We start from the raw sequence: 12,564 nt of genomic DNA, 5'->3' as shown, positions 1-12,564 counted from the left end.
GACATGACTCCTACGCTCCACCTGATCCAGAACGCGCTGCTCGGCGTCGTCGCGGTGCTCGCCGCGCTCGCGCTGTTTTCCGGCTACGTGGCCCGTCGCGTGACGCGCGCGTTCCCCCCCGAAGGCCGCTTCGTCGACATCGACGGCGATCGTATCCACTACGTCGAATACGGCAACGGTCCGCCGATCGTGTTCGTCCACGGGCTCGCGGGGCAATGGCGCAATTTCGCGTACCTGCCGCTCACGCGGCTCGCACAACAGCATCGCGTGATCCTGATCGACCGCCCGGGCGCCGGCCGCTCGCTGCGCGGCGCGGCCTCGCAGGCGAACGTGTTCGCGCAGGCCCGCACGGTGGCTGCATTCATCGACGCGCTGCAGCTCGACAAGCCGGTACTGGTCGGCCACTCGCTCGGCGGCGCGATCGCGCTCGCGGTCGGCCTCAACCATGCGGACCGCGTGAGCCGGCTCGCGCTGATCGCGCCGCTGTCGCACGAGCAGACCGAGCCGCCCGCGCCGTTCAAGCCGTTGATGCTGCCGTCGCCGCTCGTGCGCCGTTTCGTGTCGTGGACCTTCGCGATCCCGCTGACCATCCTGACGGGCCGCAAGGCCGTGCGCCAGGTGTTCGCGCCGGAGGACGTGCCGCGCGACTTCCCGGTCAAGGGCGGCGGCCTGCTCGGGATGCGCCCGCACGTGTTCTACGCGACGGCGACGGACCTGTTGTCGGCGCCCGTCGACCTGCCTGCGATGGCGCGCCGCTACGCGGAGCTCGCGCTGCCGGTCGACGTGCTGTACGGCCAAGCCGATCCGATCCTGAACTGGCGCGAGCACGGCGACGCGCTCGCGAAGAAATCGGCGCGCGTGCGGCTGAAGGTCGTCGACGGCGGGCACATGCTGCCGGTCACGATGCCCGAGGCGACGGCCGACTGGCTGCTCGAAGTCGCCGCCGCGCCGGCCGACGTTGCGGCACAGCCCGTGCGCATCGCGTAGATCGCGGCGACGACGCGCGGCCTGTTCCGTGGCGGGCAGCCGACGCCGCGACGGAATCAGGCTTCGTCGTCGGGCATCGACAGCCCGCGCTCCGCGAGCACCTCGCGCGCGCTGCGAAACGCCTCGACCGCGGCCGGCGCCCCGGCGTACAGCGCGCTGTGCAGCAATACCTCGCGGATCTCGACGAGGCTCGCGCCGTTGTTGAGCGCGCCGCGGATGTGCCCCTTCAGCTCCGTGCCGCGGCCGAGCGCCGCCAGCATCGCGCACGTGCACAGGCTGCGCGTCTTCAGGTCGATCCCGCCCCGCTGCCACGTGCTGCCCCACGCATGCTCGTTCAGCCAGTTCTGCAGCGGGCGCGAGAATCCGTCGAGGTCGCTCATCGCGCGCTCGACGAACGCCTCGCCCATCACGTCGATCCGCCGCGCCTTGCCGTATTCCCTGTCCTGTTCGCTCATGTCGGTGTCCTCGTGGTTGGCGTCGTGGCCGCTGCTGCGCCGCCGGCGGCCGGGGGTTTCGCGTCATGTTCGGCGGGACGGCGCGTTTCGTCAAAGGTGCGGGCCTCGGCTCGCGGCCGCGCGCGTCACGTGCGGTCGAACGCTACGTAACATCCCGTCGCGCGTTACGGCGCCTTACGGGAACATCGCAGCCGCGACGTCCGCGCGCCGCGCGTGCCTGCCGCGCGAAACCGCCATTCCTCCGTTTAAATCGCATCGATATACCCGATTCCCGCAACAAATCACGACACCGTTTCGCGAAACATGCCGTGGCGCGGAATTTGCAGTGAAGGCTTGGACACACTTCCAATGTCGAGGCCAACATGCACATTCTCTTCAAGAAGACGACGGTAACGATGGCCGTCTCGTCACTGCTCGCGCTGTACGGCTGCGGCTCGGTCGATGGACCGACGACGCCGACCATCAAGCCGAGCACGTCCGGGACAAGCGGCACGTCGGGGACTTCCGGAACATCGGGCGGCGGTTCGTCGGGGACGTCGGGCGGCGGTAGTTCGGGGTCGTCGGGGACTTCTGGTACGTCGGGGACTTCTGGCACTTCCGGCACCTCGGGTACGTCGGGCACCTCCGGTACGTCGGGGACTTCCGGCACCTCGGGTACGTCGGGCACGTCCGGTACTTCGGGTACTTCGGGTACTTCGGGTACTTCGGGTACGTCGGGTACTTCCGGCACGTCGGGTACGTCGGGCACGTCCGGTACATCAGGCACTTCCGGTACTTCGGGTACTTCTGGCACGTCGGGTACTTCCGGTACGTCGGGCACCTCCGGTACGTCGGGCACCTCCGGTACGTCAGGCACCTCAGGTACGTCGGGCACGTCAGGCACGTCAGGCACCTCTGGCACGTCAGGTACGTCGGGCACTTCCGGCACTTCCGGCACTTCCGGTACTTCGGGCACATCCGGCACTTCCGGTACGTCAGGTACGTCAGGCACCTCCGGCACCTCCGGCACCAGCGTCACCCCCCTCGGCAATGTCCTTCAGCAATCCGGCAACCTCGTGACGGCGCTCGGCACGACGGTCGTGAACGGCGGCGCCCAGATCGGCGGCGTGCAGATTCCCGGCACGAACGCGACGACGGTCAACAGCGTCGGCAACGCGGTCAGCAGCCTCGGCAACGGCGTGCAATCGCTCGGCAACGGCGTCGCGGCCGGCCTCGGTTCGATCGGCGTGTCGCCGAACCCGCTCGGGCCGACACTCACGTCGACCACCGGCCTGCTGACCGGCGCCGGCGGCGCGGTCAACAACCTCGGCAATGCCGTGACGAGCCTCGGCACCGGTCCGCTGTCGCCGCTCGCGCCGGCGACGACCCTCGTCGGCAGTCTCGTCAACACGGTCGGCACCGCGGTCAACTCGACCGCATCGGCGCTGAACACGGCGCTGAACAGCGCGCCGGTGCAGCAACTCGAGACGCAGCTCGGCAGCGTGATCAACCCGATCACGAACACGCTGACCGGCGGCGTCACAACGCCGGGCGTCACGCAGACGCTCGGCAACGCGACCCTGCTCGGCGCCCCGCTCAACGGCTTGCTGAGCACGCTCGGCAGCGGCCTCGGCCTCGTCGGTTCGCAGGTCGGCGGCGCAACCGGCAACCCGGTCGGCACGAGCGCCGGCAGCAGCGTGTCCCAGCTCGGCAACACGGTGGCATCGGCCGGCGGCCTGCTGTCCAGCGGCAGCTCCAGCAGCGGCACCAATCCGCTCGCCCCGATCACGGGCGTGCTCGGTTCGCTGACGGGCGCACTCGGCGGCGGCAGCTCGAGCGGCTCAGGCGGCACGAGCGGTACCAGCGGCGGCCCGCTCGCGCCGATCACCGGCCTGCTCGGCACGGTGACGGGTGCGCTCGGCAGCATCGGCTCAAGCGGCACCGGCGGCACCAGCGGGACGAGCGGCGCAGGCGTCGGCGGCCTGCTCGCGCCGGTCACCAACCTCGTCAACTCGCTGACGCCGCTCGGCGCGAGCCTCACCGGCACCGTCACGACGCCGGGCGGCAACGTGTCCGGCGCGCTCGGCGGCGTGCTGACGAGCGGCCCGGTCGGCACGCTCACCGGTGCGCTGGGCACGCCGGCCGGCTCGGCCGGCGCCGTCGGCACGGTCAGCCCTGGCGGCGCAACGGGCACCGTGACGACGCCGGGCGGCAGCGGCTCCGTGGTGACCGGCCTGACCGGCGGCACGAGCGGCGGCGCCGCGAGCGGCACCGGCAACCTGCTGTCGCCGGTGACGAACCTGCTCGGCGGTCTGCTGGGCGGCGTCACCAAGAAGTAAGCCTTAACGCATCACGTATCAGAACGACAGGCCAATGGCCGGGCGCGCATCCATAAACAGCCCGGCCGACGGCCGGCGTCACCCGCCAAGCGGGGGCGCCGGCCCTCATCCCTACGAGGATCCGATCATGAATTCCACGCTCGACGGCATCGTCGCCGCCCCGGACCGCCCACCCCGTTCCGCCACGCCGTTGCGCGCCGGCCTGCTCGGCATCGCGGCCGGACTCTTCGCGCTATGGGTCACGCGCGACCAGCCGGCTCTCGACGCGGCCACGCGCGCCGTCATCGCGAGCCTCGCGATCATCGGCACGATCGCACTGCACGAACTCTTCATCTCGCGCGTCTACCTGCGCCCGAGCGCGGGGCTGTCGCGGCAGGCCGTCCGACCGCTCGGCATCGCGCGCGTGGCCACGCGGCTCGGCGCGCTGACGTCGATCTATGCGGGCATCGGCGCGATCTACTGGCTGCTGCCCGAATACCACGGCGCGTTCTACCTGCCGTTCTGGTCGCTGCTGCGCGCGCTCGCGCCGTACGTGATCGTCGCCGCGCCGTTCTACTTCGCGTGGATGGATCGCCACCAGCGCGAGACCGACGACGCGTACCTGCTGTGGGGCCGCTTCCTGTTTCGCCGCGAGCGGCCCGCGAGCTGGAAACCGGTGCGCGAGATGCTGGCCGGCTGGGGCGTGAAGGCGTTCTTCCTGCCGCTGATGACCGTCTACCTGTCGAAGGACGCCGATCACCTGAGCGCGTCGCTCGCGAACGCGATGCATGCGCCGATGACGATCGCGACCTTCGTGTTCATGTACGACCTGTCGTTCACGATGGACCTGATGTTCGGCACCGTCGGCTATCTGTGCACGTTCCGCATCCTCGACAGCCACGTGCGCACCGTCGAGCCGACGACGCTCGGCTGGGTCGCCGCGCTGATCTGCTACCAGCCGTTCTGGTCGCTGATCTCGAACAACTACATCCGCTACGAAGGCTCGCTGTTCTGGGACAACTGGCTGCTGTCGGCGCCGACGCTGCGCGCGATCTGGGGCACGACGATCATCCTGCTGCTGCTGACCTACGCGCTGTGCACGATCTCGTTCGGGCTGCGGTTCTCGAACCTCACCAATCGCGGAATCATCACGTCGGGCCCGTACCGCTTCACGAAGCATCCGGCGTACATCACGAAGAACCTGTCGTACTGGATGGTGTCGGTGCCGTTCGTCGAACCGCTCGGCTGGCAGATCGGGCTCATGCACTGCGCGGGGCTCGTCGCGGTCAACCTGATCTACTACACGCGTGCGAAGACGGAAGAGCGTCATCTGATGCGCGATCCCGACTATCGCGCGTATGCGGAGTGGATCGCGCAGCACGGGTTGTTCGCGCGAATCCGGCACGCGTTCGGCGGGCGGCAGGCGGTGTGACGCGCCGCTTCCCGGCCGGGCCGCCGATGCATCGACCCGGCCGGCACGCACACACACGGGTTCATCCGCGCGTGCGCTTCGACACGGCGAGCGAGACGACGCATGCCGTCGGCATGACGAAACAAAACGCCGCCAGCGGCCACGGCGTATCGCCGGGCAGCGCCAGCGTCACGAACGTGCCGGCACCGCCGACGATCAGGCTCTGCACGCAGTAATACAACGCGACCGCCGTCCCCGCCGCGTCGTCGAAATCCCGAAGCGCACCGTTCGCCGTCACCGACGACATCAGCACGATGCCGATCGCGACGATCCACATCGGCATCACGAACGCGACGAACGACGGCGCCATCAGGGCCGTGCACGCCGCCAGCGCGATTGCGCCGGCCATCATGACGCCCGCGCCGCGCACGAAACAGCCCGGAATCCCCCAGCTCGACACGCACCCTCGCGCAAAGCGCGCGGCAACGATCATCACGATCGCGACGGTGGCAAACGCCGCGCTGAATTCGGTGCGGGAATAGCCGGCCTGCCCGACCAGCACACGCGGCGCAATCGAAAAGAACACGAAAAATGCGCCCATGGCCGTACCGAAGCCGAACGAATAGACGAGGAAAGACGGACTGCGCAGGATCGATACGACGGGGTACCGCGGCGTGCCGCCGGCTCGTCGCCGCGTTTCGTGCCAACGCGACGACGCGCGGCCGAGCGCCAGACATCCGGCGCCGCCGAGCATCACGAAAATCGCGCGCCAGCCGAAACCGTGCGCAATGCCCGCGCCGAGCATCGGCCCGAGCGCCGGGACGAACGCGAGGATCGCGCCGAACTGGCTGTAGAGGGTGCTGCCTTCCGGACGGTCGGCATAGACGTCGCGCACCGTTGCAAAGGTCGCCACGAGCGCGGCGGACGCCCCCAGCGCCTGCAGCAGGCGCAACGCGACGAATACGCCGCCGCTTCCCGCCATCGCGAGCGCCAGCGAACTCGCCGAGAACAGTAACGCACCGCCCAGGAGCACGGGGCGACGTCCGAACCGGTCCGACAGCGGGCCGAACACCAGCTGGCCGAGGCCGAGGACGACCATGTAGACGCTCAGCGTCAGCTGCACGATGGCGGGCGACGTGTGCAGCGCCGACGGCATCTCCGGCACCACCGGCAGATACACGTCCATCGCCAGCGACGCGAGGAGATCGAAAGGGGCCATCAGCAGCAAGGCCGACGGCAGCGAATAAGCCCACGCGGGCGTGGTTCGGGTTTGATCAGGCATGACGAAGCATCCGCTCGGAAAAAGGGAAATCCGGCGGCAATCTGCCTGCTGAGTCATCGACGAGAGGAGATCGCCGCAACAACCGGGTGAAGCACGTTGTTGCGGCTCAGCGATCCGTGGACGGGCCCGCTCCCATGGTCAGATCCTTGTGGGGTTCGTTCGCGGTGAAGTGTATGCGATTTCGACGCATGAACAAGGGCTGCTGTCGGAAACCGCTGCGCGATCAACCGCGGACTTCGCGGCGAATCGTGGCGTGCCGACAGCCCCCATGCGGCCAATTGCCGCGAAACACCGCGATTCCTCGCGTTTCATCGCTTTTCTCCGTCAGTCCGATTGCCCGCCCGTTGCCCGTCGCGTATGGTGCTGACCGTCCGCGTGCGCCCGTCGCCCGGACGCCCGACCGTCGTCCCGCACGACGGCCGTGCGGGCCGTGCCCGCCGCTCACCGTCTCCGCGGCGCCGCCCGTCTGCGCCGCGCATTCAAGAGGAAAGAGGCGTGATCCACAAAGTCCTGATCCTGTTCGCACTCTGCATCGCGGGCCTCGCCGCGATCGCCGCCGGTTTTCAGCACATCCCCAGCTGATTCGCGGCCCCGGCTCGCTTCGCCGAGCCCGGGGGCCGCTTCCATTTCCGTTCCCCCGTTGCCATGAAACCCTTTCTCGATGCGCCCGGGACGGGCGCCTTTTGCCATGCGTATCGACGTACAGCATTCCCAACACGACATCGACGACGAACTCGACACCCTTTATGACCGCCTGCACCAGCCGGGCCATCGCCTGCACGGCCTGTCGGCCGTCGCGCTCGGCCGTTCGGGCCTGATCGTCCGCCACCGTGAAGCCGACGGCGAATATTTTCTTTACGTCGAGGATCCGGTGGCCCGCCAGCTCGCCGGCTATACGGTGTTCAACCGGCTTCCCGAAATCCCGCGCCGCGCGGATCGCTACCTGCGCGCGCCGCATACGCGGCTGCGCGGCTCGGCGCAACGCAAGGGGCTCGCGACGACGCTGTATCGATGGGGGCTCGACGCGGGCCTGTGCCTGATCAGCGGCGCGCGCCAGTCGGTCGGCGCCGCGCAGTTGTGGACGGCGCTCGCGCAGGATTACGCGCATGGCTTCGTCGACGTCGAAGGCCGCGCGCTGCATTATCTCGGCGAAGCCGTCGCCGACGACGTACACGGTGCGCTGCATACGCGGCGGCTGTTGCTCGGGAATGGATGGACGCTCGGTGAACTGGCGCAAGCAACCGGGATGACCGGCGTCGATGCCGCCGAGGATGCGAACGGGAACGTGCGGCGCGGGGAACACGAACGACATCCCGTGCGGAGCGTCGGCCACGCGCGGCCCGTCGCTCACATGGCTCACGCCCCGATGCGATAATTCGCCGGAGCCGCGCGCCGCCGCCGCGCGAGCCACCCACCCACACGTTCCGCGATGGCCAACGAAACCCGAACCGCTTCCGAGCGCCGCATCGACATCGTCGCGCTATGCGGCAGCCTGCGCGCGCAGTCGAACAACGCCGCATTGCTCGACGCAGCCGCGCTCGTCGCACCGCACGACATGCATATCGCGCGCTTCGATCGTCTCGGCGAATTCCCGTTGTTCAATCCCGATGCCGAATACCCGACGCCCGTCGCGGTGCGCGATCTGATCGACCGCCTGAACGCGGCCGACGGCATCCTGATCGCGAGCCCCGAATACGCGCATGGCGTCACGGGCGTGATGAAGAACGCATTGGACTGGGTCGTGGGATGCGAGGCCGTCGTGTACAAGCCGGTCGCGGTGCTGAACGCAGCGCCGCGCGCGACGCATGCGGACGCGGCGCTGCGGGAAACGCTGTCGGTGATGTCGGCGCGGATCGTCGAAGATGCGTCGATCGCACTGCCGATCCTCGGCAGCCAGCTCGACGCGGCGGGCATCGCCGCCCATCCGCCGTTCGCGTCGGCACTCGTCGAAGCATTGCACGCGCTGCGCACGGTAATCGACGCCCCGGCTGCCGACCGATAGGCGATCCACCCGCTGAACGCGTGCGCCGTGGCGTTATCGCGCCTTCGCGCGCGTCGTCTGCGTCGTCTTTTTCGCCGGTTTGGCCGCCTTCGCGCGCGGCGCTTCCTTCTCGGGCTGCGTGCCGCCGCCCGCGAGATCCTCGAGCCATGCGAGTGCATCGACGTACGACAGGAACTGCTGCAGGTATTCCGGCGACAGCTCGCGCATCGTCGCGAGCGAACGGTGCACGAGGCTGTTCGAATTGAGCGGCCCCGCGTTGCGCGGCACCTGGTCGAGCGACTGGCGATACTGCTGTTCGGTGCGGACCTTCGACCACATCGCGCGGAAGTAGTCGACCAGTTCGGGATCGATCCCGCGCCGGTCGGCCTGCGCATCGCGGCCGAGCCCTGCGACGAGCGCGGCAAGCGCGCCGCGTGCGGGCGCACCTGCCGCGGCCTCCACCGTCTCGCGCGCAGCTTCGGCTTCACCGGCGCGCGCGACGATCTCCGCAAACCCTTCGATCAGCGTTGCAAGCCGCGCATCGACCAACGCACGCGCGTCGCCATCGAGTACGGCCGCGCGCTTCTCGAGCGCGTCGATCCGGTGAAAGCGCACCGGATCGAGCCGGTCGGCGCCCTGCTCGCGCCAGGCGTCGAGCGTCGCGCGCACCTGCGTCGCGTCGCCCGTCACTTTGCCTTTCCTCCGTTCGACGCCGACTTGCGCGGCACCGGCGCGATCTCCACGCGGCGGTTCTTCGCGCGGCCTTCATCGTCCGCATTCGAGCTGACCGGCTGCTCGGAGCCGAACGCGGCCGCGAACACCGACGACGCCGGCACGCCGGCATCGATCATCGCGCGCGTCACCGTCAGCGCGCGCTTGGCCGACAGTTCCCAGTTGTCCGCGAACAAGCGGTTGCCGGCGTGGACCTGCTGGTCGTCCGCGAAGCCGCTGATCATCAGGATCTCGTCGCGCGTCTTCAGGTACGTGGCGAGCGGGCCGGCCAGCGTCTTCAGCAGGTCGCGGCCCGCGGGCTGCAACTGGTCGGAGTTCAGCGCGAACAGCACGTTGCCGCTGATGCCGATGCGCCCGTTCACGAGCGTCACGCGGCCGGCCGCGAGCGGCCCGGCGAGCGCCTGTTCGAGCGACTTGCGCTGCTGCGCCTCGAGCTGGCGCGCGCGCACCGCCTCCTCGAGCTTCGACGTGAGCTGGAGCTGCATGCCGATCACGCCGACGAGGATCAGCACGAACGCACCGAGCAGCACCGACATCAGGTCGGCGAACGCGGGCCACACCGGCGCCGATTGCGCGCCGCCGTCGATTTCGTCGTGCATGCGTTACGCTCCGACGGGCGCTCGCCGGCCGGCGAGCTGCTGCAGGTCTTCGACGATCTGCTTCTGCGACATCACGCTCAGGTCGATCACCTCGCGCGCCTGCGCGACGTAGTACTCGAGCTGTTCGTCGCTGCGCGCGAGCGATTTCTCGAGCGCGGCCTCGATGCGCTGCAGATGCGTCAGCAGCTTGTCGTTCGATTCGCCGAACACCTGCACGGCCATCCCGAACGCATCGCCGAGGCTCGCCACTTCGACGGCGCCGGCCGTGACCTGCGCGGCCACCGAATCGAGCTTGCGCGTTTCGGCGTCGACGGTGTCGTTGAAGCGCGCGCCGACGCGGTCGAGCAGATCGGCCGACGTGCTGACGAGCGCGTCGATTGCGGTGCGTTGTTCGGTCGACGCATGGTTGACCGCGCCGAGCAGCGTCTCCAGCGTCGCGAGCAGGCGGCTGCGTTCCTCCAGCATCGCGGTGTCGCGCACCATGCTGTCGGACAGGCGCTGGCGCAACTCGGCGACGACGTCGGCCGCGGCCTTCGGCGCTTCCGACGCGGCCTGCACGAGGCGCGAGATTTCGTTGATCGTGTCGCTCGCGTGCACCTGCGCCTGCGCGGTGATGTCGTTCGCGGTGCGGGTCAGCGTGTCGCAGATGTCCTGCTGGCGCGCGGCGGCTTGCGCGCTCGTCTGCGCCCATTCGTCGCGCAGCGCGGCGGCCATCGCCGCGAGCGAATCGTTCCAGGCGGCGAGGCGGGCTTCGTCGCGCGCGGCGAGTTGCGATTGCAGGCCGGTGTGCGAATCGCGAATCGTCGACAGCAGATCGGTCGAGCGTTGTTCGAACGTCGATGCCTGTGCAGCAAGGTCACGCGTCGTTTGTGCAAGCGCGTCGCAGATTTCCTGCTGACGGCCCGCGCTGTGCACACCCACGCGCTGCCATTCTTCGCCGAGCTTCGCGGCCATTGCGGCCAGCGAGTCGTTCCACGCAGCGAGGCGTTCTTCGTCACGTGCGGCCAGTTGCGATTGCAGGCCGGTGTGCGAATCGCGGATCGTCGACAGCAGATCGTTCGAGCGTTGTTCGAACGTCGATGCCTGTGCAGCAAGGTCACGCGTCGTTTGCGCCAGCGCGTCGCAGATTTCCTGCTGACGGCCCGCACTATGCACGCCCGCACGCTGCCATTCGTCGCCGAGCTTCGCAGCCATCGCGGCGAGCGAATCGTTCCATGCCGACAGACGTTCTTCGTCACGTTCCGCCAGCTGCGATTGCAGACCGGTGTGCGAATCGCGAATCGTCGACAGCAGGTCGTTCGAGCGTTGTTCGAACGTCGACGCCTGTGCAGCAAGGTCACGCGTCGTTTGCGCCAGCGCGTCGCAGATTTCCTGCTGACGGCCCGCACTATGCGCGCCCGCACGCTGCCATTCGTCGCCCAGCTTCGCGGCCATCGCGGCCAACGAATCGTTCCACGCCGACAGACGCTCTTCGTCGCGTGCGGCGAGTTGCGATTGCAGACCGGCATGCGACTCCTGCATCGCGGCGAGCGTCGCGGCCGAATGGCGTTCGAACGTCGCGGCGGCCTCACCCAGCGCGCGCGCATGCTGGCCGGCCAGCGTCTCGCCAACCTGCTCCTGGCGCGCCAGCGCGTCGCGCCATGCGTCCGACAGGCGGCCTTCCGTCGATTCGAGACGCGCCGCGACGCCGTCGAGCAGAGCCGACGAACGCTGTGCGAACGTGTCGGTGAACTGGCCGAGCGTCGTCTGCAACTGCTGCGCGACGGCGTTGCCCGCCTGACGTTGTTCGTCGATCGCGCGGTTCCAGACAGCCGTCACGTTGCCCGTGGTCTTCTCGAAGCCGTCCGTCAGACCGTCGAGCTGACGCTGCACCGCGCCCGTCACGGTATCGCGCAGCGCGGCCATCTCCTGCGCGAGCCCCGCCATCGTCGCGGCGACGACCGGCTGCAACGCGGCGCCGGCCACGCGCGCGCTTTCGGCGGCGCTTTCCTTCAGCGCGTCGCCGACGTTCGACGCCAGGCCCGCATACGCCCGCTCGGTCCGGTCGAAAAACGCCTGCTGGCTTTCGAGCTGACGATCGTGCAACGCGACGCTGCGCGCCTCGAGCGTCGTCATCATCGTCTGCAACCGGTCGACCAGCGCCGGCATCACGTCGGCCTGCCGCTGCAGCAGCCGGAACGATTCGTCGCGCTGGTGCGCGGACGAATGCACGCGCAGCGTCGTCGCGATCTTCGCGTCGAGCTGCTGGGCCGCGTCGATCCGCTCGCGGCGCACGAGCGCGGACAACAGCCCGAGCATCGCGGACGTCGCGACGCCGGCGATCGACGTGCCGAACGCGAACCCGAGCCCCTTCACCGGCGCGATCAGCGACGCGCGGATCGCATCGAGATCGGTCGCGCTTTCGAGCGCGGCGCCCGTGCCCTTCAGCGTGACGACCATCCCGAGCAGCGTGCCGAGCATGCCGAGCAGCACCAGCAGGCCGACGAGGTAAGGCGTGAGCGCCGGGCCGGGCAGCGCGACGCGCGCGCCTTCGACGCGGGCGCGCACCGCGCCGCGCAGGCCCGGATGCAGCGTGTCGAGCCACGTGTCGAGCTTCGCGGGCGGCTCGGTCAGGCCGGCGACCGCGCGCGACAGCGTGGCGGTCGCCTGCCGGTAGCGCAGCAGCTCCCATGCGCCGGCGACGTAGCAGGCGCCGATCAGCAGCGTGACGGCCGCCGCCAGCGGGTTCGACGCGACATAGCCGGCACCGATCCAGCCCACAGCGAGCAGACCGGCGACGAAGACAACGAGATCAAGGCGAATTCTGGACATAGCGTGTTG

11 protein-coding genes are annotated in these 12,564 nt (G+C 69.2%); 5 read left to right on the top strand and 6 right to left on the bottom strand.

Features of this window, described 5'->3' with window-relative positions:
• Nucleotides 1-3: 3 nt before the first annotated feature.
• Nucleotides 4-987 carry an alpha/beta fold hydrolase gene (locus CFB49_RS18540; RefSeq protein ID WP_089491993.1) on the top strand — a complete coding sequence of 328 codons (984 nt, stop codon included), beginning with the start codon at nucleotides 4-6 and terminating at the stop codon, nucleotides 985-987.
• Between the two features lie 56 nt (nucleotides 988-1,043).
• Here the strand turns inward: CFB49_RS18540 and CFB49_RS18535 are convergent, their stop codons facing one another.
• Nucleotides 1,044-1,442, bottom strand: a complete 399-nt coding sequence (locus CFB49_RS18535; RefSeq protein ID WP_069617244.1) for a carboxymuconolactone decarboxylase family protein — start codon at nucleotides 1,440-1,442, stop codon at nucleotides 1,044-1,046.
• Between the two features lie 362 nt (nucleotides 1,443-1,804).
• On the opposite strand from CFB49_RS18535, the gene CFB49_RS18530 reads away from it, so the two are divergent.
• On the top strand, nucleotides 1,805-3,760 hold the full coding sequence (locus CFB49_RS18530) for a collagen-like triple helix repeat-containing protein (protein ID WP_089491992.1): 1,956 nt from the start codon (nucleotides 1,805-1,807) through the stop codon (nucleotides 3,758-3,760).
• Nucleotides 3,761-3,887: 127 nt separating this feature from the next.
• A complete protein-coding gene (locus CFB49_RS18525; RefSeq protein ID WP_089491991.1) occupies nucleotides 3,888-5,171 on the top strand; it encodes an isoprenylcysteine carboxylmethyltransferase family protein in 1,284 nt (427 codons plus the stop codon).
• A gap of 61 nt (nucleotides 5,172-5,232) precedes the next feature.
• Here the strand turns inward: CFB49_RS18525 and cml are convergent, their stop codons facing one another.
• On the bottom strand, nucleotides 5,233-6,432 hold the full coding sequence (gene cml / locus CFB49_RS18520) for a CmlA/FloR family chloramphenicol efflux MFS transporter (protein ID WP_089491990.1): 1,200 nt from the start codon (nucleotides 6,430-6,432) through the stop codon (nucleotides 5,233-5,235).
• Nucleotides 6,433-6,873: 441 nt separating this feature from the next.
• A complete protein-coding gene (locus CFB49_RS36375; protein ID WP_179234921.1) occupies nucleotides 6,874-7,122 on the bottom strand; it encodes a hypothetical protein in 249 nt (82 codons plus the stop codon).
• On the opposite strand from CFB49_RS36375, the gene CFB49_RS18515 reads away from it, so the two are divergent.
• Together CFB49_RS18515 and CFB49_RS18510 are read left to right on the top strand one after the other, a co-directional pair.
• Nucleotides 7,121-7,807 (top strand): histone acetyltransferase, encoded by a 687-nt coding sequence (locus CFB49_RS18515; protein WP_179234920.1) that lies wholly within the window; start codon nucleotides 7,121-7,123, stop codon nucleotides 7,805-7,807. The genes CFB49_RS36375 and CFB49_RS18515 overlap by 2 nt on opposite strands.
• 54 nt (nucleotides 7,808-7,861) lie before the next feature.
• On the top strand, nucleotides 7,862-8,434 hold the full coding sequence (locus CFB49_RS18510) for an NADPH-dependent FMN reductase (protein WP_089491988.1): 573 nt from the start codon (nucleotides 7,862-7,864) through the stop codon (nucleotides 8,432-8,434).
• A 33-nt stretch (nucleotides 8,435-8,467) separates the two neighbouring features.
• Here the strand turns inward: CFB49_RS18510 and CFB49_RS18505 are convergent, their stop codons facing one another.
• From CFB49_RS18505 to CFB49_RS18495, 3 genes are read right to left on the bottom strand one after another with little or no spacing between them, the layout of a single operon-like run.
• On the bottom strand, nucleotides 8,468-9,103 hold the full coding sequence (locus tag CFB49_RS18505; protein ID WP_089491987.1) for a DUF2894 domain-containing protein: 636 nt from the start codon (nucleotides 9,101-9,103) through the stop codon (nucleotides 8,468-8,470).
• Nucleotides 9,100-9,744, bottom strand: a complete 645-nt coding sequence (locus CFB49_RS18500) for an OmpA family protein (RefSeq protein ID WP_069621492.1) — start codon at nucleotides 9,742-9,744, stop codon at nucleotides 9,100-9,102. The genes CFB49_RS18505 and CFB49_RS18500 overlap by 4 nt, the downstream gene beginning before the upstream one ends.
• A 3-nt stretch (nucleotides 9,745-9,747) precedes the next feature.
• Nucleotides 9,748-12,555, bottom strand: coding sequence for a DUF802 domain-containing protein (locus tag CFB49_RS18495; protein ID WP_089491986.1), 2,808 nt, complete (start codon nucleotides 12,553-12,555; stop codon nucleotides 9,748-9,750).
• Nucleotides 12,556-12,564: the final 9 nt, after the last annotated feature.

Origin of the sequence: Burkholderia sp. AU17457 (assembly GCF_002223255.1) — a bacterium.
Classification (GTDB): Bacteria; Pseudomonadota; Gammaproteobacteria; order Burkholderiales; family Burkholderiaceae; genus Burkholderia; species Burkholderia sola.
The sequence above is the reverse complement of the archived record's forward strand: the minus strand, read 5'-3'. Positions and strand labels throughout refer to the sequence as shown.

What these genes read in the sequence shown, in the direction of transcription:
- CFB49_RS18540 (WP_089491993.1), top strand. Translation starts at nt 4, where the DNA reads ATGACTCCTACGCTCCACCTGATCCAGAACGCGCTGCTCGGCGTCGTC.
- CFB49_RS18535 (WP_069617244.1), bottom strand. Translation starts at nt 1,442, where the DNA reads ATGAGCGAACAGGACAGGGAATACGGCAAGGCGCGGCGGATCGACGTG.
- CFB49_RS18530 (WP_089491992.1), top strand. Translation starts at nt 1,805, where the DNA reads ATGCACATTCTCTTCAAGAAGACGACGGTAACGATGGCCGTCTCGTCA.
- CFB49_RS18525 (WP_089491991.1), top strand. Translation starts at nt 3,888, where the DNA reads ATGAATTCCACGCTCGACGGCATCGTCGCCGCCCCGGACCGCCCACCC.
- cml (WP_089491990.1), bottom strand. Translation starts at nt 6,432, where the DNA reads ATGCCTGATCAAACCCGAACCACGCCCGCGTGGGCTTATTCGCTGCCG.
- CFB49_RS18515 (WP_179234920.1), top strand. Translation starts at nt 7,121, where the DNA reads ATGCGTATCGACGTACAGCATTCCCAACACGACATCGACGACGAACTC.
- CFB49_RS36375 (WP_179234921.1), bottom strand. Translation starts at nt 7,122, where the DNA reads ATGGCAAAAGGCGCCCGTCCCGGGCGCATCGAGAAAGGGTTTCATGGC.
- CFB49_RS18510 (WP_089491988.1), top strand. Translation starts at nt 7,862, where the DNA reads ATGGCCAACGAAACCCGAACCGCTTCCGAGCGCCGCATCGACATCGTC.
- CFB49_RS18500 (WP_069621492.1), bottom strand. Translation starts at nt 9,744, where the DNA reads ATGCACGACGAAATCGACGGCGGCGCGCAATCGGCGCCGGTGTGGCCC.
- CFB49_RS18495 (WP_089491986.1), bottom strand. Translation starts at nt 12,555, where the DNA reads ATGTCCAGAATTCGCCTTGATCTCGTTGTCTTCGTCGCCGGTCTGCTC.